The 23,135-nt window shown below is 34.4% G+C and carries 20 protein-coding genes, 1 other RNA gene and 1 pseudogene; 11 read left to right on the top strand and 11 right to left on the bottom strand.

Going from position 1 to position 23,135, the window contains the following annotated elements:
- Nucleotides 1–10 precede the first annotated feature (10 nt).
- Nucleotides 11–670 (bottom strand): ankyrin repeat domain-containing protein, encoded by a 660-nt coding sequence (locus tag ONG75_RS03485; RefSeq protein WP_264375789.1) that lies wholly within the window; start codon nt 668–670, stop codon nt 11–13.
- Nucleotides 671–821: 151 nt separating this feature from the next.
- On the opposite strand from ONG75_RS03485, the gene gltX reads away from it, so the two are divergent.
- The gene (gene gltX, locus ONG75_RS03480) at nt 822–2,174 is read left to right on the top strand and encodes a glutamate--tRNA ligase (RefSeq protein WP_264375788.1); all 1,353 of its coding nucleotides are present in this window, start codon (nt 822–824) and stop codon (nt 2,172–2,174) included.
- A 115-nt stretch (nt 2,175–2,289) separates the two neighbouring features.
- Here gltX and tnpC read toward each other — a convergent pair whose 3' ends face one another.
- Nucleotides 2,290–3,672, bottom strand: coding sequence for an IS66 family transposase (gene tnpC / locus ONG75_RS03475; RefSeq protein WP_264375454.1), 1,383 nt, complete (start codon nt 3,670–3,672; stop codon nt 2,290–2,292).
- Between the two features lie 31 nt (nt 3,673–3,703).
- Nucleotides 3,704–4,603, bottom strand: coding sequence for a hypothetical protein (locus ONG75_RS03470; RefSeq protein ID WP_264375787.1), 900 nt, complete (start codon nt 4,601–4,603; stop codon nt 3,704–3,706).
- 304 nt (nt 4,604–4,907) lie between these two features.
- Here ONG75_RS03470 and ONG75_RS03465 point away from each other — a divergent pair, with 304 nt between their 5' ends.
- The 7 genes from ONG75_RS03465 (at nt 4,908) to ONG75_RS03430 (ending at nt 11,946) form a co-directional block, all read left to right on the top strand.
- Complete coding sequence (locus ONG75_RS03465) at nt 4,908–6,524, top strand: recombinase family protein (RefSeq protein WP_264375786.1); 1,617 nt, start codon at nt 4,908–4,910, stop codon at nt 6,522–6,524.
- A complete protein-coding gene (locus tag ONG75_RS03460; RefSeq protein WP_264375785.1) occupies nt 6,454–7,920 on the top strand; it encodes a YifB family Mg chelatase-like AAA ATPase in 1,467 nt (488 codons plus the stop codon). Before ONG75_RS03465 ends, ONG75_RS03460 begins: the two co-directional genes overlap by 71 nt.
- A gap of 76 nt (nt 7,921–7,996) precedes the next feature.
- Entirely contained in the window at nt 7,997–8,512 is a 516-nt protein-coding gene (locus ONG75_RS03455) for a hypothetical protein (protein WP_264375784.1), read from the top strand.
- Between the two features lie 210 nt (nt 8,513–8,722).
- Nucleotides 8,723–9,907 carry a cell division protein FtsZ gene (gene ftsZ / locus ONG75_RS03450; RefSeq protein WP_264375783.1) on the top strand — a complete coding sequence of 395 codons (1,185 nt, stop codon included), beginning with the start codon at nt 8,723–8,725 and terminating at the stop codon, nt 9,905–9,907.
- Nucleotides 9,907–10,305, top strand: coding sequence for an EVE domain-containing protein (locus ONG75_RS03445; protein ID WP_064085650.1), 399 nt, complete (start codon nt 9,907–9,909; stop codon nt 10,303–10,305). The genes ftsZ and ONG75_RS03445 overlap by 1 nt, the downstream gene beginning before the upstream one ends.
- A 339-nt stretch (nt 10,306–10,644) precedes the next feature.
- Nucleotides 10,645–11,103 carry an rRNA maturation RNase YbeY gene (gene ybeY, locus ONG75_RS03435; protein ID WP_015587883.1) on the top strand — a complete coding sequence of 153 codons (459 nt, stop codon included), beginning with the start codon at nt 10,645–10,647 and terminating at the stop codon, nt 11,101–11,103.
- Nucleotides 11,104–11,157: 54 nt separating this feature from the next.
- The gene (locus ONG75_RS03430; protein WP_064085649.1) at nt 11,158–11,946 is read left to right on the top strand and encodes a succinate dehydrogenase iron-sulfur subunit; all 789 of its coding nucleotides are present in this window, start codon (nt 11,158–11,160) and stop codon (nt 11,944–11,946) included.
- A gap of 3 nt (nt 11,947–11,949) precedes the next feature.
- Here ONG75_RS03430 and ONG75_RS03425 read toward each other — a convergent pair whose 3' ends face one another.
- The 4 genes from ONG75_RS03425 to ONG75_RS03410 are packed head-to-tail and all read right to left on the bottom strand — an operon-like array spanning nt 11,950 to nt 15,382.
- Nucleotides 11,950–13,086 (bottom strand): hypothetical protein, encoded by a 1,137-nt coding sequence (locus ONG75_RS03425; RefSeq protein ID WP_019236658.1) that lies wholly within the window; start codon nt 13,084–13,086, stop codon nt 11,950–11,952.
- Nucleotides 13,087–13,121: 35 nt separating this feature from the next.
- The gene (locus ONG75_RS03420; RefSeq protein ID WP_264375782.1) at nt 13,122–13,913 is read right to left on the bottom strand and encodes a GNAT family N-acetyltransferase; all 792 of its coding nucleotides are present in this window, start codon (nt 13,911–13,913) and stop codon (nt 13,122–13,124) included.
- Nucleotides 13,903–14,385, bottom strand: coding sequence for a phosphatidylglycerophosphatase A family protein (locus tag ONG75_RS03415; RefSeq protein WP_029237689.1), 483 nt, complete (start codon nt 14,383–14,385; stop codon nt 13,903–13,905). The genes ONG75_RS03420 and ONG75_RS03415 overlap by 11 nt, the downstream gene beginning before the upstream one ends.
- A 19-nt stretch (nt 14,386–14,404) precedes the next feature.
- The gene (locus ONG75_RS03410) at nt 14,405–15,382 is read right to left on the bottom strand and encodes an NAD(P)H-dependent glycerol-3-phosphate dehydrogenase (protein WP_064085646.1); all 978 of its coding nucleotides are present in this window, start codon (nt 15,380–15,382) and stop codon (nt 14,405–14,407) included.
- A gap of 323 nt (nt 15,383–15,705) precedes the next feature.
- Between ONG75_RS03410 and ONG75_RS03405 the strand changes: the two genes are divergently transcribed.
- Nucleotides 15,706–16,476 (top strand): response regulator transcription factor, encoded by a 771-nt coding sequence (locus tag ONG75_RS03405; RefSeq protein ID WP_010406882.1) that lies wholly within the window; start codon nt 15,706–15,708, stop codon nt 16,474–16,476.
- 355 nt (nt 16,477–16,831) lie between these two features.
- On the opposite strand, the gene rnpB is transcribed toward ONG75_RS03405, so the two are convergent.
- The 4 genes and pseudogenes from rnpB to ONG75_RS03385 form a co-directional block, all read right to left on the bottom strand.
- Nucleotides 16,832–17,181, bottom strand: an RNA gene (rnpB, locus tag ONG75_RS03400) — RNase P RNA component class A.
- 157 nt (nt 17,182–17,338) lie between these two features.
- Nucleotides 17,339–18,661: pseudogene (locus tag ONG75_RS03395) on the bottom strand (hypothetical protein); the annotation flags it as partial.
- Between the two features lie 6 nt (nt 18,662–18,667).
- A protein-coding gene (locus tag ONG75_RS03390) for an IS5 family transposase (RefSeq protein ID WP_264375461.1) occupies nt 18,668–19,460 on the bottom strand; the annotation gives its coding sequence in 2 pieces (ribosomal slippage) (nt 18,668–19,195 and nt 19,197–19,460; 792 coding nt in all).
- 30 nt (nt 19,461–19,490) lie between these two features.
- The gene (locus tag ONG75_RS03385) at nt 19,491–20,444 is read right to left on the bottom strand and encodes a hypothetical protein (protein ID WP_264375780.1); all 954 of its coding nucleotides are present in this window, start codon (nt 20,442–20,444) and stop codon (nt 19,491–19,493) included.
- A gap of 589 nt (nt 20,445–21,033) precedes the next feature.
- On the opposite strand from ONG75_RS03385, the gene ONG75_RS03380 reads away from it, so the two are divergent.
- Nucleotides 21,034–21,891 carry an ankyrin repeat domain-containing protein gene (locus ONG75_RS03380; protein ID WP_264375779.1) on the top strand — a complete coding sequence of 286 codons (858 nt, stop codon included), beginning with the start codon at nt 21,034–21,036 and terminating at the stop codon, nt 21,889–21,891.
- Nucleotides 21,875–23,098: a hypothetical protein gene (locus tag ONG75_RS03375; RefSeq protein ID WP_264375778.1), complete on the top strand. Its 1,224-nt coding sequence runs from the start codon at nt 21,875–21,877 to the stop codon at nt 23,096–23,098. The genes ONG75_RS03380 and ONG75_RS03375 overlap by 17 nt, the downstream gene beginning before the upstream one ends.
- Nucleotides 23,099–23,135: the final 37 nt, after the last annotated feature.

Genomic DNA, 23,135 nt, shown 5'->3' with positions numbered 1-23,135 from the left:
TGCAAGTACTTCATGTTGGGGCTAAACCACCCTCTAAAAGTTGCATAACATTAGGATCTGTCACTATAGTACTTTCGTTATAGAGGCCATATACCTCGTTACATGCCTTAAATAACAGATATGAAGACCCTCCAGAAGCTATTGTCGCTATTGAAGCCAATGCAAGAGATTGAGAAGCCGAAAATAGAAGATACAAAGATACACACATAGCGGTAGCACACACTATAGCTCCTACTATATATAAGCATATATGAAACTTCTTATTACATATAAAGCCACATTTTATATCTGCAATTTGCTTAACTTCCTTCTGCTCTGAAGGATCCAAGAAGTAAAGAGGTGATACTGCCTTATTATCCTTAATATAGCTTTTATCGAGGAGTGCTTCCTTAATATATTTCTTGTTATTCTTAAATTCCTTTTCTAATCTTTTTACTTTTTCCCAATCTTTAGCTTCTTTTGCTTTCTTGACTTTGCTCTCAGTATCTTTTTCTAAATACTTTATGATCCCCTGTAACGCAGATAATAGAAACCCTTTACTTGCTGCTATATGAAATGGGTTTCCATTTTCATCAATTCTATGCTTAGCTACACAAGCAACTCTTTCCTTGCAAGAATCGACAAATTTATCCACATTCCCTTTTCTTGCAATTTCAAATAAATTATCCATATATACACCTCACTGCATTCACTAATATTAAATTATACAATGCAGTTTGTTAAAAATAAATGTAAATTGATCTTTCAAATTTACTATAGTTCCACGTTGTTGCAAGTGCAAATTTTAGTTATCATCGGTTACGTTATCACAATAGACAAATATGCCAGGTATAGTCACTAGATTCGCTCCATCACCAACAGGATTTTTACATATTGGAGGAGCTCGTACTGCGTTATTTAATTGGCTCTATGCAAAGCGTCATGGTGGGGAGTTTTTGCTAAGGATTGAAGACACTGACAGAAAACGTTCAACACAAGAAGCAATTGATGCAATAATGGATGGGCTAAAATGGCTTGGAATAAACTATGATGGAGAAATAATATACCAATCGAGAAGAATAGCTAGACATATTGAAGTTGCAAATCTTTTAGTTGAAAAGGGTAGGGCGTATCACTGTTACTGCCCTGAAGATGAAGTTGCAGAAAAGAAGGCAAGAGCAAGAGAAGAAGGAAAAATATATAAGCATAAGTGTACTCATTCGACATCAAGCGCAAACCCTGTTGTCCGTTTCAAAGTGCCAGACTCAGAAGATATTGTTGTTGACGATAAAATATACGGCCAAGTTACAATAAGTAGCGATCAGCTTGATGACATAGTAATCTTGCGCTCTGACAATACTCCAACATATATTTTTGCTGTAGTGGTTGATGATCATGATGCTGGAATAACCGATATTATACGTGGCTCTGATCATCTCACTAATACCTTCAAGCAATTACTAATATACCAAGCTCTTGATTTTGATGTTCCACGCTTTGCACATGTACCGCTAATTCATGGAGAAGACGGGAATAAGCTATCTAAAAGGCATGGGGCTACAAGTGTTTGCGATTATGAAAAGATGGGAATATTGCCACAGGCAATGCGTAATTACTTGCTAAGACTTGGCTGGAGTCATGGCAACGATGAGATTATTAGCGATGAGCAAGCAATAGAGTGGTTTAATTTAGAAAGCATCGGTTGCTCACCTGCACGGCTCGATTTCAAAAAACTGGAGCATTTGAATAACCACTATATTAGTAATATGAGCAATGAAGATATTCTGACTCTAATGCTTAGAGAAAATACTCTAACTGACAAAAAAAAGGGCTATTTACTGCAGGGACTGACAGAGCTGAAAAAAAGAGCAAACTATCTGACCGAATTATTGGATTTAGCAAAATTTTATATTCAAGTTGATTTTAGTGAAGAAGCTCAACAAATTATCAAATCTAACCTCGATATAATTAAGTTACTTGTATCATTTCTTTCGAGTGTAGGTAGTGAAGATTGGAATAAGAATTTTTTATCTGCTAAAATCAAGGAATTTTCGAAGTTATATAATATGAAAATGAGCGATGTATACCACTCATTACGCGCCCCAATAACTGGAATAATGGATGCGCCTGGAATCATCGATATCATGGTAATTCTTGGTAAAGATGAGTGTATAAAAAGATTGCAACAAATTTAAATAAAAAATTACTTGACAGACTCTGGTGGCTTCATTATAGTGGAAAATGAAGGTTTTTTAGGATCCAAAATCTATCTTCACCTGCAGGTTTTTTGTATCCGTTCAGGAGAGTGGTTTAAGAAACAATAGATAAGAGGTTTTGGAAAGGATTGAGACCCCTTTGTTTCCATGTTAAGTATAACGAAATTATCCGTTCAAGGAATGCATTTCCCCGCTTTGATTGTGTAAAATACGAATTTTTGCGGTAAACGACATAATGCCGTATCTGCTGTTCAGCATGGTTGTTTGTCAGCGGAATGTTTTTTGGGTCATCTAAAAAATTCCACATCATTCTTTCAGATTTCAAAATATTTTTCGCAACTCGAGAGGCTCCAATTGCTTCAGGTAAGTAGGATATTTCCTTCAAGTAATACCTTGTACGTTTTCGCAACTTTCTGGCACGTCTGGCAAATCTAAAAACATCTATCTCATTTTTTAGCAAAGCCTTTTTTAGTGCAAATAATTCAGTAGCTACATTTCTTAAGTAACAGCCAAGAACTTTGACTTCAATATTCCAACTATGCGCTAATCTTTCAAAATCCCTTGCTAAGTGTGCCCAGCAGATTTGCCTTTTTTCATCAGCAAAGTAATTGTATACTGCGTACCTGTCGGTTACCACTAAGCTATTATGATTGCAGCATGCGTTATTTTTTAAAACTTTCATTCCTCTTGACTCTGTCAACTTCACAAAACTTGCCGTATTGCTTGCAAACATCCAACACCAAGCGAGTTTACCTTTGTTATAATGGCTCGTTTCATCAATATGTAGAACTTTACTCCTACTTATCTCTTGTTCGATCTGCTCATACATTTTTTTGCATTTTGAAGCAACTCTATGTTCACTATTTGATATGCTAACGACGCTTATGTTCAAATTGAAGATATCATTTACGACACTCGCTATTTCGCGTTTTGAATTTTTGTAGAATCCGCTGAACGCTGCAATTATTGACTTAACCCTTGGACCAAATGTATCTGACGTAACACCTTCTGGTAACTTACTGCTTCTTCTTTTTCCGCATCTCCGGCAACGACCATGCTCCATCTGATATTCCACTACATAAGGCCTAATTTCCGGAAGATCAACTTTTTGATGAATGTACGGTCCATTGCATATTGCAATCCCTCCTCCGCATTCACAAGTAGATGACAACTTTACTTTTATCACCTCATCTGCATCCATTTTGGCGCGAAAACTTCCTTTATGACCAACCTGACCACCAACGTTTCTGTCGCTCTTTGGCTTGTCCTTTTTTATTTTGTACAACTCTCTAGAGCTTGGTAGAGATGAATTTTTCGAGTTTAAACCAAGCCTTTCCTTTAATTCAGCGTTCTCTATCTTTAAAGCCTTGTTCTCTGCTTTTAAACTTTCATTCTCCCTTTCCAGCTTTTCTATTTTTGCTTCTAACTTTTCTATTTTTTGCTGTAAATTTTTGCAAAGCTCTAAAAGGTTTACCACATTACCTCACTTTTGCTCTATGATTATCTTTTTAGATCACCTTGTCTACCTTATTCTGCCACTCCGCTGAACGGATACGAAATTTATGCACTTGTAGTGGAAAGTTCTTATCTTGTATATTTACAAAAGTACATTCGCAGTCGAAATAGCAACTTACAATGCTATTTGCTATTTCGACAGCCTTGTTAGTATTTTTAGCACAGAGATTAACCTGTGTACCATCAAGAGAAAAGTCTAAAATCATCCACTCAGGTTTATGACCATGAACAACTTTATTTGAGTTAAGCAGTAAATCCATGTCACTTCCTCGACGTACAAACATATATATCCGATCTTGATGATGGAAAAAACCCTGCAATTGGTTTTCGAACTTTAGTATCTGCTCTACGGCTTCTCGTGACATAAATTCCTTGAATGAAGTATTTATTTGTCTTGGTGATTTCTGTAGAGCAAATGATACGAAACCTCTCTTTTGTACTTTATCAAAGTGATAGACAGATTTTAGAAGTTCACAATTTATGTGAAACAGTAAAAATAACAAGGATCTTTTATCATACTTAGTATTATTTTTTATCAGGTACGATCTCATTAACTCTTGAGTGAGGGCAAATCTTGCTACTTCACTGACTGTAGCTTCAAGTTTCGTACGATCAAAGTGGCTAATGAGATAATAGTTAAAAAGAGAGTCAGAGTAACTGGCAAGTATCTTACGTTTTTGTTGAGTGGATCTATCATCGTAGTCTCCGTCTTGAAAAAGTTGTCCATTTAAATGATTTTTAAAGCAATGCTGAAAAATAATGCTCAGTTGTTTACCAGAAAGGGAATCTAACCAAGACTGACGTATATTAGAATCCTGAAAACGATCTAATAAAAGGTTAACAGGAACTTCTAAGTCGCTCTCCCAGAATTTATGACTTGGATAAATCTCCATAACATATTAAATAAGCCATATTATACGTAATATGATGATTTAGGCAAAGATTTTTTGGACATAATTTCTTCAAATCTTGTATATTTATTAGGGAGAATTTGTGTGAACTAGATAGCTTTCTTAAATAAGGTGTTTAGTTTAATAGAAGTCTCCTAACCTTATAAAAAAACTCACAGGAAGAAAAACATGCAAAAAGGGGATTTAACTATTTATTGCCGTTATGAACCTCACAGATTGGCGAGTACATATTTGGCAAATGCTTATGAACAATTATTGAAATGTAAAACAAAGGAGGTAGAAGAAAATGACAACGGTAATCTTGTATGCAAGAGTTTCATCAAGACAACAGGCACAGGAGAATACAATAGAGAGTCAGATTGTAGAATTGGAGCGTCGCATTAGTAGTGATGGACATGAATTGTTAGATGAGCATAGGTTCATCGATAATGGTTACAGTGGATCAAATTTAGAACGTCCTGGCTTAGAGAGTTTACGTGATAGAGTAGCAGAAGGTAAGATTGATAAGATATACATTCATTCACCTGATCGGCTATCACGTAAATTTTCATATCAAATGATCTTACTCGAAGAGTTTAAAAAGGCTGGATCTGAAATAGTATTTTTGAATCATAAGTTTGATGATAATCCGGATTCCCATTTATTTCTACAGATTCAGGGAGCAATAGCAGAGTATGAACGTGCAAAGATTATGGAACGAAACCGTAGAGGTAAACTTCATGCGGCCAAAGCTGGGTGTATAAGTGTGATGGGTAGGGCGCCTTACGGTTATCGCTACATAGCAAAACATGTAGGTGAAGGAAGTGCTCAATTTGAGGTTGATGAAGAAGAGGCAAATATAGTGCGTAAAATATTTAGTCGGGTTGGCCAAGAAAGAGCAAGTATAGGAGAAGTTGTACATGAACTGAATAAGATACCGGTAATAACACGAACAGGAAAAAGGTATTGGAAAAGGAGCACTATTTGGAACATGTTAAAAAATCCTGCTTATATAGGACAAGCAGCTTATGGTAAAACTAGGACATGCTCAAAACCACAAGTAAAAAAATCAAAAAAAGGAACTTGTGGTAAACTTAAAAGTGGTCGCTTTAATAGTGATAAAGAGAATTGGACTTATATTCCAGTACCAAAAATAATCAATGAGCATTTATTTGATTCAGTGCAGGCACAACTAACTGAAAATAGGCAAAGAGCAAGAGTACGACAAAGAAGAGAAACATATTTATTGCAAGGTTTAATGGTATGTCAACGTTGCCAATATACTTATTGTGGTGCATATAGTAGAAATAAGCGGTATTCTTACTACCGTTGCTCTGGCTGCAGGTTTAATGGTAACAGAGTATGTGACAATAAAGCAATACGTACTGATGTACTTGATACAGTTATATGGGAAGAAGTTAAGAGTATATTAAAAGAGCCAGATAGGATTGCAAATGAATATCAACGTAGATTGTCAGAGAACAAAAAACCTTTGCATAATCAAACACGTGAAAAGCAAGAAAGTAAGCTAAGATTAAGTATCAAAAAATTTATTGATAGCTATTCTAAAGGGTTTATAAGCCAAGAAGAATTTGAACCAAGAATTACAACAATGAAACAGAATTTGAAAGAAATTGAGGAGGAAAAAGAAAAAGTACTTGATCAAAAGAAATTACAACAAGAATTGAGCCTTGTTACAGATAGCTTGAAAAACTTTTCCTCAAGTGTTGAATCAAAACTTGATCTGGTAGATTGGCAGACTAAACAAAATATTATTAGAATGTTAATTCATCAAATTGAAATCAATCACAATCACTTGTATATAGTATTTCGCATAAAAAGTCTTGCAAATTTTGATCAAAATAGCCATAATAGAATTATGCAATGTTGTACTAGCAGTCAATATTGTTGGACTGCCGGATAAAACTGTTGCAGAATCCAGAGAGCGTATCAGAGCAGCGTTAAATTCAATCAATCTTCTGTTACCTCCAAAAAGGATTACGGTTAATCTTTCCCCTGCGGATTTGCTCAAAGAAGGTAGTCATTATGACTTAGCTATTGCTGTTGGATTACTTGTTGTAATGAATGTGATACCAGTTGAAAAAGTTCAGTCTTATATAATTATGGGCGAGCTTGCACTAGACAGCAGAGTCATACCAATCTCAGGAGTACTTCCAACAGCAATCAGTGCAAAACAGGCAAATAAAGGAGTAATTTGCCCAAGGGGAAATGGAGTAGAAGCTTCATGGGTAAAGAATGTTTCTATTCTAGCTATAGAGAAATTAACCGATATTATCAGACATTTTAAGGGTGAGCAGTTAATTCAGCCGGTAACTTTTAACTATAGCGCTGCACCCAAAGAAAAAAATTCAGTTCCAGATATAAAGGATATTAAAGGTCAAGTTGTTGCAAAAAGAGCAGCTGAAATTGCAGCAGCAGGTGGACACAATATGCTCCTTGTTGGACCTCCTGGTACTGGAAAGTCAATGCTTGCTAAGCGATTTATAGGGCTATTACCCGATTTGACTGAACAAGAGATGATTGATGTTAATATCATCTCTAGCATAACAAAAGCCGGTAACGAAACATTTAAAGTAACTCGTCCCTTTCGTGAACCTCATCACTCATGCTCGATGTCAGCGATGATAGGGGGAGGGAAAAATGCAAAGCCTGGGGAAATCACCATGGCTCACAATGGTGTGTTATTTCTTGATGAGCTACCTGAATTTCCAAGGCTTGTGCTTGATTCTCTACGCCAACCACTTGAAGATAGAAAGGTAACTATTGCACGTGCAAATGCTCACATTACTTATCCAGCTAATTTTCAACTTATAGCTGCAATGAATCCCTGCAGGTGCGGTTACTTAGGTGATGCAAGTAGATCGTGCAACAAAGCTCCAAAATGCGGCACAGATTATAGAAATAAAATATCAGGACCATTGCTTGATAGAATAGACATATGCATCGAAATGCCAAACGTTAGCATACTTTCTCCTGAAATCTCTGTGGAGGGAGAAAGTACCGAGGTTATAAGAGGAAGGGTGATAGCAGCGAGAAAAATTCAAACTGAGCGTTATAGTAAATTTAATATTCGTTGCAATGCAGAAGTCAGTGGTGAAGCATTAAATAAATTCACTGAACCAGATCAGGAAGGGTTAGAATTGCTAAAATACGTACTGAAAGAAAATTATATTTCCAATCGAGGTTACGCGCGCATATTAAGAGTTGCAAGAACCATTGCAGATCTTGCGAAAAGTGAGGAAATAAAAAGAGCACACATTGCAGAAGCGCTGAATTACAGAATAAGAATGTATAAATAAATTAATCTGCTTGACAGAAAACTTTTTTTGCCATATACTGCCATTAGTGAAATTTTAATATTTTTGGAGTAAAGTTATGAAAACAATTGGAGAAATAAAAAATAAATACAGAAGTGAAGGGCTTTGGTCAGCAGCTAAAGAAGTTCCTATGCAAGGTTGGAATCTTGTAAAAGAAGATCCGCGTAAAACAGTTTTTACTTTTGTAGCAATTGCAGCAGTAGCTTCACTTACAGCTGCTTATTTTTTAAGTCCAGCTTATGCAACCTTTGTTGGTACAGTTGGAACAAAAGCTGCAACACTTGTTAATCCTGCGATTACTGCAATGTCTAATTTTGCATTTGCTCATCCACTTGTTGCTAGTTTGGTAGTTCTTGCTGCAGTAGCAGCTTTAATAACTGCACCTGTGTATGCATATATGAACAGTAGTAAGGCAGGGCAACTTGCTAAGCTTGAGAAAAATTTCAAGGATGGTTGCGAAGTAGATAGTGATAGTGAGAGTAATGGTTGGAAATTTAAAGCAGGTACTACACCATTAACGCTCTTGAGTGATATTACCAGTATTAATCTTCCAAAAACAATCGGTCAAGCGTAACAAAACAAAAAGGGATAGAAACCTATCCCTTTTTTCTATTGGTTAAAATTCGAAAATCACTACGTCTATTGATTAGTGATATTTCTAGTGTTAAGAATAAGTAAATCTTGTTTACTATTTGCATATATCAAAATGAAAAATGTTTGCATATTGTTAAAAAAGCAGTAACTTGTTATCAAGTGAATTCACTAATATTTGAGTAAAATTTAAATGTCAATTGACCTTAGTTTACCAGAATTACCCATATTGCACCCAAGGATTACCGTTGTGGGAGTGGGTGGTGCTGGTGGAAATGCTGTGAACAACATGATTCAATCCAATTTACAAGGGGTAAATTTTGTCGTAGCAAATACCGATGCTCAAGCGTTAGAGAAGTCATTATGTGATAAAAAAATTCAGCTTGGTATTAACTTAACTAAGGGCCTTGGTGCTGGTGCTTTGCCTGATGTTGGTAAAGGTGCAGCAGAAGAATCAATTGATGAAATTATGGAGCATATAAAAGATAGCCATATGCTCTTTATCACAGCAGGGATGGGTGGTGGTACTGGAACAGGTGCTGCACCGGTAATTGCAAAAGCAGCCAGAGAAGCAAGAGCGGTAGTTAAAGATAAAGGAGCAAAAGAAAAAAAGATACTGACTGTTGGAGTTGTAACTAAGCCGTTCGGTTTTGAAGGTGTGCGACGTATGCGCATTGCAGAGCTTGGACTTGAAGAGTTGCAAAAATACGTAGATACACTTATTGTCATTCCCAATCAAAATTTATTTAGAATTGCTAACGAGAAAACTACATTTGCTGACGCATTTCAACTCGCCGATAATGTTCTGCATATTGGCATAAGAGGAGTAACTGATTTGATGATCATGCCAGGACTGATTAATCTTGATTTTGCTGATATAGAAACAGTAATGAGTGAGATGGGTAAAGCAATGATTGGTACTGGAGAGGCAGAAGGAGAAGATAGGGCAATTAGTGCTGCAGAGGCTGCAATATCTAATCCATTACTTGATAATGTATCAATGAAAGGTGCACAAGGAATATTGATTAATATTACTGGTGGTGGAGATATGACTTTATTTGAAGTTGATGCTGCAGCCAATAGAGTACGTGAAGAAGTGGATGAAAATGCAAATATAATATTTGGTGCCACTTTTGATCAGGCGATGGAGGGAAGAGTTAGAGTTTCTGTTCTTGCAACTGGCATTGATAGCTGTAACAACAATTCATCTGTTAATCAAAACAAGATCCCAGCAGAGGAAAAAAATTTTAAATGGCCTTATAATCAAATTCCAATATTAGAAACAAAAGAATATGCTTCAACTGAGCAAACAAACGAAAGAGTTAAGTGGGGTAGCAATGTTTATGATATACCAGCTTATTTAAGAAGAAAAAAATAATGCAATTTTGGCTACTCAAGTCAGAGCCAAGTGAATACTCGTGGCAAAAAATGGGAAAGGAGCAGGTGACGCAGTGGAATGGTGTATGCAATTATCAAGCTCAAAATTACATGAGAGCTATGAAATTAGGCGATCTTGCATTTTTTTATCATACAGGTAAAGAGAGAGTTATACTTGGAATAGTTGAAGTATTAAAGGAGTATTATCATGTTTATAATTCCAAATTTGGACTAGTGAATGTAAAATTTTTGAAACCTTTAAGTAACCAAGTGACGTTAAACAGTATAAAACAAAACCCACTTTTGAAAAATATGGTTATATTAAAACAATCACGTTTATCAGTTTCTCCAGTTTTAGAGACTGAGTGGAATGAAATAATAAGGATGAGTGATGTGTAATACCTGTTGCCAAACAATATTACCTCAGCACACAACATACAGCTGTATGAGTGTTTGTTTCGAAGTAGCCGATTTTTCATCAAACACAAAGCAGTGCTTGACACTGGAATCCAGCTGTAATGCAACCACATTAAAAATGTTGTGTTTTAATATAGCTTTTATATTCACTCACCTAATGTCTAATCAGAATTCCTGGATCCCAGTGTCGGAGCACTGGGATGACATACTTCTAGTGTACAATATTCGTATAGTTGTGTGTATGATACGATGGTCTATAATTCTTCTTTTTTGGGTTCCAATGTCAAGTGATGGGATAATGTCCTTTCTGGTGCTTTATTCATGTTAGAAGTAAATATTCTTGATAAGAGGTGGCATAGTATTACGAAGGACCCACAGAGTTTTGTATTAAATATTATTAACGCTTCTCTAAAAGAATTAAAAATAGATCATTATAAACCAAATATATCAATAGCTCTCGCTGATGATAACTTGCTACATCAACTTAATCTTAAGTTTAGAGAAATAGATAAGCCAACTAATGTACTATCATTTCCATGCGAACAGTTATCTAGTGAATGTGATCTAGGAGACATAGCAATTGCAGTAGATACAATAGAAAGAGAGTCTCATGAGTACTGTATATCTATCCTCACTCACACTGCACACATGTTAGTTCATGGATTGCTGCATTTACTTGGCTATGATCATCAAAAAGAAGATGAAGAAATTATAATGAAAAGTTTAGAGAGCAAGATTTTAGCTTTGCTTGAATTTGAAAAGGAAAAGTATGGTAGATAATACCAAAATATGTTATTTACAAAAAAGGGGTTTTAGCTGTAAAAGGTAAGCAATATGGTTCAGTTTTCTTTACCAAAAAATTCTAAAGTTAATAAAAAGGGCAAGATTTATCCTACTCCTACTGGAGCAAAAAATATTAGAAGATTTCAAATTTATCGTTGGTCTGCTGATGATGATAAAAATCCAAGAATAGACACATTTTTTATCGATATGGATAATTGTGGCCCTATGGTACTTGATGTATTAATAAAAATAAAGGATGAAATAGATTCAACCTTAACTTTTAGACGCTCTTGCAGAGAAGGAATATGCGGATCTTGTGCAATGAATATTGATGGTACCAACACTCTTGCATGCACTAAATCTATACATGATATAAAAGGTGAAGTAAAAATATATCCACTACCTCATATGTATATAGTAAAGGATCTAGTTCCAGATCTAAGCCAATTTTATGAGCAATACAAATCGATTAAACCTTGGTTACAAACAGATAAATCTGCCTTACAAAATAAAGAATACTTTCAATCTCCTGAAGATAGAAAAAAATTGGATGGTCTGTCTGATTGTATACTATGTGCTTGCTGTTCGACTGGTTGCCCAAGCTATTGGTGGAATGGTGATAAATTTTTAGGGCCAGCGGTATTACTGCAAGCTTATAGATGGATTGCTGACAGTCGTGATAATAAGAAAGAAGAAAGACTTGCTTCTTTAAACGACCCATTTAAGTTGTATCGTTGTCATACAATAATGAATTGTACAAAAACCTGCCCGAAAGGGCTTAACCCAGCAAAAGCGATAGCGAAAGTAAAACAGCTTATGGTAGAGAGAGAAGGAATTTGAGTGTTATTTCTGGCACTCTTCGTAAGAAAATAGTAGACCCTCTGAAGCATAGGGTATTGTTAATACTCTAAACGTTCTTCCGTTCATGAAATGTATTGTTTCACCATATGATTCCAGTAATCTTTTAAACAACTCATGTCTTTGATTATTAATAGTTTGAAAATCCTTTTTTCCTAAAAGCTTTTTAGATTCAAATAGGTGAAGCATAATCTCGTGATAAGTTGGATAAGACTCCAAAAATTTTGGATCAAACTGAAAAGTTTTTATAAAAGCATTATTATAAAATTTTAGCTTTTGATTCTTACTATATATCGCTACAGCAATCGATAGCTTCTCAAGCAAACTTTCTTGTGCAGCTAAACAATTGCTTAGCTCAGTATGTAATTTTTTTTCATCACTAATATCTTTTCCATACATTACTATGCTATTAGAATTTTGCACTGGAACTTCAACAAAATTAAAAACCTTAGGTTCGTTCTTGTAAGTTATTACACACTCTCCTGGTTTTACGTTATAGGAGCCACTTGCAACAGTAAATTTTTTAGAGCTGCCTATATATTTATCATAGAATAAGTTATAAAACCTTACTTTTTTATTCTTATTGTGCTTCAGTATTGGAAATGGTAAAGAGTCAAAAATTTTTTTATAGTTCTCCAATTCTCGCATAAGCTTACTATTTTCTAACTCAAGTTCATTAGCTTTTATCTTATAATCGGAGATATTCCTTATCCATAACAACACACCAATCACATTATTAGAATAATCTATTATGCTTTTACCATAACATGTGCAATAAACCTCACTGTCTTTTGACTTTAAATCTAGAGTAAAAGATTTATTTATTTCCTTTGCCTCAGCAAAACTTTTAATTAAGCTTTCTGATTGCTCAAAAAAATTTACAAACTCATTAAATGAATAAAAAACAGTATTAAGCAAAATTAGTAAATTGGGAGAAAATTTTTCTATACGTTTTTTTGCGTCCCAAATATAAAATCCATCATTCACAGTATCTATTAAATTATTTATGATAACATTTTGATGTTGTAAGTCCTTAATTTTATTACTAATTTTTAATTTAGAATATGAGAAAAAGAAGAATACTAGAATTAGTAGTAAAACTATTTCATACAAAAAAAACATAGTATTCTAAAACAAATATAAAAATTTGTAACCTCTCAGCAAAGAGATTGTACTGAAGAGGTATATAAGTGAAGATTGCCCAATACCCTAAAGCCTAATCTCTTATAAAGGTTTACAGAAGGTTTCATGCAATGTGCTACTATGTATTTGCACTCAAATTGCCTAGCTATCTTTATTCTTTCTAGAACCATTTGAGTTCCTATTCCACGACCCCTGTAAATTGGTAAAACTCCATCGCTATAAAAACCAGCTATGCTGTCTTGAATATAAAGACCGCATGTTCCAACAATTTCGTTATTTAGCATTACAAGAAAAAATCTTAACCTTGAGCTCTTATCATCATAATTCGATAATTGGCGAAAAAATGTGCTAACAATACTAATTCTATGATAAAAAATTTTAGAAGTGTGTAAATCTAATTGCTCTAAGAGCTCACTACTATTTACAACATTGAACTTCAAATTTGGAACAGCATCATCAGGCAAAAAATAATCTTTTATATTGAGTAAAACTTTTTTTGGTGTGCTAACGTGTTTTATTTCGCATTTTTCTAAAATACCCCCTATTTTTATACGTGGACTTATTATCCATGTTGCTTCTATATTTCGTGCTTTGAGATAATCTAGAGTTCTGCATATGGAAAGCTCAGTACATTGATCTTCACAAAACACAAAATTAAATAACGATTCTCTGGTACCATTTACTGTAAATACAACATTATCAAATTCGTCATGTATTTCCCACTTGGACAAATTCGTTGCATAAAGTATATAATCCTTTAGGTTCTGAATAATTAAGCTTGAATAACAAATTTTTTTATTCTGCATAAACCAACAATAAACAATAAAAGGCTCCTATAAAAACAAAGGCTAAAATTGCAGCTACAACATCATCTAGCATAATACCTAAAGGACCTTTTGTATTTTTATCAATCAAATTTATAGGCCACACTTTTATTATATCAAAAAACCTAAAGGAGAAAAAGCACACCAACAATACAGAGCTATTCATTTCTTGTTCTAATAATATTGAAACTAGAAGTACTGTCAGCAATTGACCAACTACTTCATCAATTACTACCTCTTTTGGATCATGCGGAGCTTTGTAATGTTGTATATAATTGCCTGTAGACCATAATCCAACTAAGAATAAAAAAAAAATAATTGCTGTACCTAAAATTCTGTCATTGAGTAATATAGGAACAATTGGGTAAGCAGCCAAGCTGCCTATAGTACCTGGCATGTGTTTTACCGTGCCAGATAGCCACCATGTTGATATTAATTTATATAAAAATTTCACAATATACCGAAATATAAAACTAATTTACAAGAACAGAAATAGTATCTTCTATAGAAGTATTTTCATATAGCAATCTATAGATCGCTTCACATATGGGCATTTTTATCTTTAGCTTTTCTGCTAAATCAAATGCAGACTTAGCAGTGTTAAAACCTTCAATTACCGACTTACCTTCTGATAAAATCTGCTGAGCACTAGAACCATTACTATTAGCTACTTTAGATCCAAAAGATAGATTTCTTGAATTTAATGATGTGCATGTCACAACCAAATCGCCTAAGCATGCTGGTCCAAGTAGTGTATTTATATCTACATTGCCGTCACCAACTTTTGCTGAGTATAAAGCCTTAATTTCACTCATACTTTTCGTAATTAATGCTGCATGAGCATTAAACCCAAACCTACCTAGAACAACCCCACATGCTATAGCAAAAACATTCTTTAACGCTGCACAAACCTGTATTCCTATAACATCGCTACTAAGGTACAATTTAATATTTTCTTGCTGTAGCTCTGATACTAATTTTAAACCTAATACTTCATTTTGACATGCAAGAACCATCGAATATGGTAATTTTCTTGCAACTTCTATAGCAAAGCTAGGACCAGAAAAAACAGCAAGAGGATTATTAGGTAAAACTTCATTGACTACTTCACTAGGTAATTTTAATGTAGATTTTTCTATTCCCTTACAAGCCAAAATTATTGCCACATTTTTTTTTAGGTTACAATCATTCAATTGATGACATATCTCCCTTAGAGACTGAGTAGGAACAGCTAGAATTATTACTGAAGCATTAACTGCATCTTCAATAGCTAATTTTACTGATACATTATCAGAAATTGGACAATCAGGTAGCTTGTCACTTTCTCTTTTCTCTTTAATTGATTCAAATATGGCCTTATTGCGAGTCCACAAAATTACATTTTTCTTACTACTTAATGAAATCGCAATTGCTGTACCCCATGCGCCAGCACCTAAAACTGATATTACCACTCAATATTCCTGAAAGTATTACTTATAATTTAAAACTGTAGAATAAGTAAATTAAAAATATAACATAAAAGTATAAAATAGTTTAAATATCTATTAACCTAAGTATTCTTTTAATAAAAATAGCTTCTATTCAATATTTACTAAAAATAGTGTTATTATAGTATATCTATTGTATTTTAGATCTATTTGTATAATTTTGGAACGACACATTAACTATTAATTAATAAGTGTAATTTCTATTATTCATTAATAAAAATTTGATTTGTTACTTTCCTTGGTTATATATATTACTAAAATTATAAATTATTTATGGGGTGTAAAATATGCGTATATTATTAATTGAAGATGATCAAGTAAGTGCAAGGACTGTAGTTAATGCCTTAACTTCTGATGGACATTTTTGCGACGTTGTTACTTCTGCACAAGATTATAACAATAATATGGTTTCCTCGGGTGGAGACTGTTACGATCTAGTTATTCTAGATATACACCTGCCTGGTGATATTGATGGATATGATATACTGTTAAGATTAAGAAGTGCAAAAATCAAAGTTCCTGTTTTAATACTTTCGTGTATCTCCGCTGCCAACCATAAAGCTAAAGGACTTGGGTATGGTGCCGACGATTACTTAACCAAGCCATTTCACAAGAGCGAATTATTAGCTCGAATTAAGGCCATAGTCCGACGTACTAAAGGCCATCCCGAATCAGTGATAAAGATTGGTAATATGAATATCAATTTTGATCACAGGATTGTTGAGGTAAAAGGCAAAACAGTTCACCTTACTAACAAAGAGTATTCCATGATAGAATTGCTGGCATTGCGTAAAGGAGCAGTATTGACAAAAGAAATGTTTTTAAACCATCTTTACAATGGCTTGGACGAACCTTCAGACAACAAAATAGTTGATGTTTTTATGTGTAAATTACGTAAAAAACTTGAAAGTGCAAATGATGGAATAAGCCACATAGAAACCGTTTGGGGTAGAGGATATGTTCTAAAAGAGTATGTTGACGATGAAGAATACTCTAGTGTTAATATAAGCGAAAGCAGTAGTGACTATCAAGCAGAACAAGTGAAGGACAACGCATGAAATGCTTTATTCACCCATTCATTGAAGCAACAAAATAGGTAGATGAAATAAGATAAAAACCAATCGTAAAAGTGAGGTAACATGGTTAGTCTTTTAGAACTTTACAAAGACTTGCAGCAAAAAATAGAAAAGTTGGAAGCTAAGCTAAAAAGTTATAGGTAAGAAAATAAGGTTTTAGAGATAGAGAATGACGAGTTAAAGGAAAAGCTCGGTTAAAATTCAAGCTTTGTTAAGTTCAAAAGGAAATAAAAAAAGAGATAAGCCAAGAAGTAAAAGGAATATAGGTGGTCAAATTGAGCGTACAGGATATGTGAAATGTTTGATACATTTACATAGTATGGCTGACATTCATGCATTGCCTAGGTGAAATATAAGCCGAGTTCTGTTTATGTAGCTATTTATCTGGAGTAAATGTTACCATTTACTTCATGCGATTTACCCGAGTAGATATGAGAAAAACATAAAATCTACTTCTATTTAATCTTGCTCCTAGTGTTGGTTACTTGACTACCAATGTTGCCATTGTTATGGTGCGCTCTTACCACACCTTTTCACCCTTACCTAATAATATTTTAGGCGGTAATTTTCTGTAGCCCTATAACTGGAGTTACCTCCGGCGGGCGTTACCCGTCACTACCTTTTCTTGGAGCTCGGACTTTCCTCTGCTGTGTTTATCACACAACAGCAGCTACTTATTTCACCTAGAAATTATACTTTAACATTAAAATCACAAAAGCAAAAGAAAATTTCCTAACAGTCTACATACTAAAAACATTCAGACAAATAGCTAAAGGTGATATTCCGGTACATCATCGCTATCCCAAGATAAGCTTTTTTCACTTTTAGACTCTAGCTCAGTCAGTCAAGATCCTGGTCCACCGCTTGAAGACGATGAGCTACTTCTTGACCGACTACTACTCTCCACCGATATACTGTTTAGCACTGTTTCAGATTGATCCATAGTTCGCATAGATATATGTCTCATTCTGTTATTAGCGATAAAAATTTCTTCATCGCTATTGCCACTTGAAGATGATCGCCTTCTATCATTGAAATTAGTTAGTTCTAACACAGGAGCAGCATTACGACCCTTAACATATTTGTATGCTATGAATCCTATAATTCCAGCAATACTTATTATCGCTCCAACCAAAGACCCACCTATCATTCCTGCCCTATTAGACTCTATAGCAAGCTGAGTGGGCTGTGTTGAAAGAGTAGTTTGAGGAAGTAAAGTTGTAGTGAACAAAGGAGTTGTTACCTTTGTTCCAGTATTTGATATAGTGGACACTGTTTGTATAGTTGCCTCTGAGTTTGTTGTTGGCACATTAGTTGGCATTATAGTGATCATAGTCGATTGTGAGGTTGTAATAGTTTCAGCTACTGTTGTTGATTCTGATGCCGTACTTATTTTAGTTGTTAATTCTGTTAAAGGCCTACTCATCGTAGTACTGCTTGCTGTAAAAGTTGACTCAACAGTCGCTGCTGTAGATTTTACAGTACTTGTCTCAGTTTCTGAAGTTACTATCGGTGCACTAGTTGACGTTGTAGCAACTGTGGTCGCTTGTGGAGTAGTAGTTGTTTTTGCTACTGTTGTTGGCCCCACTGTTACTGTACTTGTTTGAATTGTTGACTCTGTTGAAGGCCTACTCGTTGTAGAAGTAGGTGCAGTGGTAGTTGATGCTACTGTTGTTGACTCCACTGTTACTGTACTTGCCTGAGTTGTTGACTCTGTTGAAGATTTACTCATTGTGGAAGTTGGTACAATGATAGTTGATGCTTCTGTTGTTAATTTGGTAGTCTTTACAGTGTCGGTTTCTGTTGTGCTAGTAATTGCAGCAGTCATCGTTTTCTTAGAAGTCACAACCGTCTCTGTAATAGTTATAGGAGCCACAGTACTGCTGGAAATAATACTAGGCATCAATTGGCCGTTAATGATATTAACAAAATCACTGAGAGCTTTGATACTGCTTGTCGGTATTATCGTTGCTTCAGAAGATTTTCCAGAGCTCTCTCTATTAAAAGTTATGATACTTTCTCCACTTATCGCAGTGACGATAAAACCCCCCTGGCCATTGTCTTTAACATACAATTGTTCTATAGAATCCTCACATTCAAAAATAGAAAAGTTCGATTTTGATCTACTATTAACAAGACTTGCTAAATGTAACTTTTGCATGTTAGAGCCTGTTCATAATCTTTTGAGGAGTAAAGCAGTAAAGGCTAGAACAACCATTTGCAGGCTAGTATTGAGTTTCCGCTCGCAATTTTTCCACAATCGCCTACATTTTTCCAACCAAGCAAAAGATCTCTCAACAACCCATCTTTTCGGCAATACAGCAAAGATGTGTAATTCGCTGCGCTTTATCACTTCAACAGTTGCTCCAATAATATCTTTTATTTGAGTTGCAAATTTTTCTCCCGTATAACCCGCATCAACTAGTATATTTTGGACTTCAGAGAGGTTTTCTCTTGCATTTTTGATCATTTTTACAGCACTGCTACGGTCAGTTATTTCTGCTGTTGTGATATAAATTGCGTGTGGTAGACCTTGAGTATCAACTGCAATATGGCGTTTTATTCCTGAAATCTTTTTACCAGCATCATAGCCTTTTTCTTCAGCAGTATCTGCATTTTTTACGCTTTGTGCATCAATTATGCAGAAGCTGGTTTTTTCTTTCCGACCATTGTTTTGTCGAACTACGCCAACTATTTTTTTTTAATACCAGCTCCAGAACACTTTCTTTATTTGCATCTGCTTTTTCACTCCACTTCTTAAAATAGTCGTAACAATTCCGCCATTTTGGAAACTCTTTTGGTAACATTCTCCACTGGCATCCACTTTTTAGGACGTATAATACTCCACAAAATACATCATATAAATCAAGTGTTCTCGGCTTTGTTCTCTTCCTGCAAGACTCCAGATCTGCTACAATAATCTCAAACTTTTCTCGACTTATATCACTTGGATATAAATTTCGCATATCCTACTTTATATACTTTATCCTCTCATTCTATCCCTTTTTTGAGATCACGTACAGGTTCTTAGAAGATTGATCATTTTCAAGAAAAGCAATCTGATCATCGCCTTCAGTTCGTTTTACGTACTGTAGAAAATTTATTTCACCTGGATTAAAGGCAATAGATGAAGTTATATTTATTTGACCATTTTTATTGCTGAGCAAAAAGTCATTAGCTCCCTTTCTATCTTTCAGATTCTGAACTACTTCAGCCACATCAAATTTAAAAATGTTTGTTCTTACTTCTTGATTTTTAGTAATCTTTCTCATCTGTGCATAAAGCATCGTATTTTCATCTAGTACTAATTGCCCTGGATTATCAAATTTGAATAATTTCCTTTCTGTGATGCCGCTTTTTCCAGGTAAAGCCCTAAACTTTCCATCTCCTTTTGATTCTAAGTACCAAGAAACTAAAATTTGATCCTTTAAGTTATGAGCGATTACAATGACATTACCTTTACCAACTTTTACTGCTTTTGGTTGAAAGTAACTATTGTCTTCATTTGCAAGATTATGTATATCAATGTTCTTGTATAATTTTACTTTTCCTACGTATTCAACTAAGGGAATATTAGTTGAATGCTTGATTTCGTAGGTGTTGAATGTTAAGCCTTTGATACACTTTTCTTTTTTGTTAATTTCTTCTGTAGGAAAGATAATTCCAACTTTATCTACTTCAGCTGAATTTTCTATTAGTGTGGGAGATAATTGGCCCTTGAATTCATTTGCTACGTTGACACATGTATCACACTCGTATGTTTTCGATTGATATAATGGACTAATAAGTAACTTTACTCTACTGCTCCCATTGCCGTTATCTTGATAGCTGAGTCCATAAGTAACTCCATTTCCTTCAATCAACCCTACGTTTACTGGGTTAAAACCTATCGCTTCTTTAACTTTCAGTGTAGTTGTATTAACTCTAAATAATCTACTTAATATAGACATAATTATATTTAAAATTTTAATAAAACGCTATTATGATTATTTCTATATGTAACGTCAATAAAATTTTAACTAAAATTAAGAAATTAATTTTTAAGTACTCTAAGATAATACGCTAATAAACCCAGATTTCCCATAGACAATATGTTTCCTTTGAAACCATATAATAAATTTAGCAGCTTGTTGACAACAGAAATTCCTTTACAAATCCCCCAAATACCCTTACCATGACATAAAGGGTATTTATGACTCAAAACTTGTTTTTGATCTGCAGGCTCAATGACAAAATTCAGTAAAAAACTCAGGGTATTTATTGGCGAATTACATAAAATTATAGCGGCTTTTTTTATTTTTTCTACATTCAGCCAAAATCCGCTTAAAATAAGCGTTAGAACATTATTACAATGCCAATTTACATTATAAAACTCACTACTAGGGGATTCTTTTGCCTTTTTTCCATCTAGTTAATTTCTTAATGTTTATAATCCCGCTACGTGTTAGTGATATAACTATACAAGAAGTAGTAGAAAGCTAGCTTGCATTAGCTTTATTTGTTATAATTACATTCGGTTTTATAAAGTGAGGAGTAAATATGCCAGAAGTTACTGGGGAAGATTCTAATAAGGAAAGTAGAATAGAAAACGAGCTACAACAGGATTATGAATATGAATTGATTAAAAGTTTATTCATGTTTCCTGATAGGCGTCATTTGGTAGATATTGCTGAAGCTACAAAAGGCTCGTTTGATAATTTAATGTGTGCGTGGCTTGTTACAACTGAGTTGACAGACAGTCAAGAAGAGTTAGATGAGGAATTGCTATCTATTTTTAGTGCAATGAGATCTTTGAGTGCAGGAGATAGTTACCGACAACTTCAAAAGTTTTTATTAAATAATAAAGATAATCAAAATCTAAAAACCGTTCTTAATTGTGAAAGGGGAGAGTCTAGTTTGACGATATTGCACATAATATCAAGTATGGCTTGGGCAAGAAAACAATATGATTGTGCCGTAAGTTTGCTTTTAGAAGCAGGAGCTGACCCTAATATCAAGAATGATAAAGGAAGGACACCATTACACTATGCTACTGGACCTTATAGTATAGCTGCTCTCTTAGAAAAGGGAGCTGACCTTAATGCAGAAGATAATGAAAAAAAAACGCCTTTGCATCATGTTGCTAGTGTTGGTTGTTCTGAAGGCGTAGTTTTACTCTTAGAGAAAGGAGCTATTTCTGATCAAGGTGATAAACAAGGAAAAACTCCTCTGCAAGTTGCACGTGATAATCATCATGAACATATTGAAAAGTACTTTGTGACTTATAAGCGAGAGAAGTTGAGTGATAAGTTACGCTCTATAATGGAAACAAAAGACTGGTTCGAAGATGGTTCAGGTTACGTTTTAACTAAGAGACAGGGGGGGCTTGAGAAGAAAGTTGTTGGATATAGTAAATAACTCAGAAGGTGATTCAGTTGTTGAAGATCTACAAGAATTCTTAGATGATTTTGGGAATGATCAAGATCTAAGAATGGTTTTGAATCTTCGAAGTAATGAAGGAGAGTTGCAGGTGCATCAACATGCTAAAAATCTTGATTCTTTTGCTCGTTCAGGTACTGATGAAAGAGCAAATAAATTTGAAGTAAAAAGATTACTTTTGAAAGCAGATGCAATCAATTTACAATGGTCAAGTTATGATGAGAAGGAGTATTATTCTAGGGATTTATGGAGTAATTTACCGCCGAATCGACAGATAAAGCTAAAAGAATTTTTAGATAAAGTTTCTAAAGCTCAAAATATGGATGAACTAGAAGGAGTTGTAAATGAGGCTATTCTCTCAGGAGGAAGGATTAATAGACGATTTTCTCAAGATAAGAAGCGTAATTTTACAGATTGTGTTATGGAAAGGATTGGTGAGTTAGGAAAGAATCCTGAAGTTGCAAGCAAGATAGTATGCAAGTTGGTATCAATAGGGGCAGTGTTATATAATAAAGATAATATGAAAGTAATTGATACACTAGAATCTGAATTTAAAGAGCACAAAGAAAATATGATAGAAGCTTATCTAGATTATCTAGAGAGTACCCTAGATTTTATGGAAGTTATAAAAGGAGCAGTTATTAATGGTATGGTAAAGAATGCAAAAATAGATAACACTACTTTATACTCGGAATATTCCGAAGATAGTATAATAAATGTTGCAAGGCTCACAGAAAAAGCTAGTGAGTTAAGGCGAGCTCAGGGAAACATAGACTATGAAAGAGATATAATAAAGATTGGTAAAAGTGAGGTAGCAATTATAACAAAGAATGGTATAAGGAATTACACCAATCTTGCGGACGATAGTGATATAGTGTTGACTTTCCCTACCACTAAGGGAGAGTTAGACGTTAGGTTATATCCTGATAAGCAAAATAAAGACTGGATAAAGGTAGAAGTAAGAGATCAAGAGAGGTTGAAAGAATTAAAAGATTGTGGAGAAGAAATAGGAAAAAATTGCTTATTTGGTGGTTACTCAGTTTACAATGCTATTGAACGTGGGTACTTTGAAAGGCCTGCAGGAATTTTCCAGGGAGAAAGATTACAAAGTGGTGAAAAAGTTTCTCATGTAGATCAATTACAAAGTAAAAAAAATAATAAGGTACGTCAAATTGGATTATACTAAGCTTGGTTTACAGTAGGTCTTAGATTATGCAAGAAGT

Origin of the sequence: Wolbachia endosymbiont (group B) of Sphaerophoria taeniata, assembly GCF_947179355.1 — a bacterium.
Classification (GTDB): Bacteria; Pseudomonadota; Alphaproteobacteria; order Rickettsiales; family Anaplasmataceae; genus Wolbachia.
The sequence above is the reverse complement of the archived record's forward strand: the minus strand, read 5'-3'. Positions and strand labels throughout refer to the sequence as shown.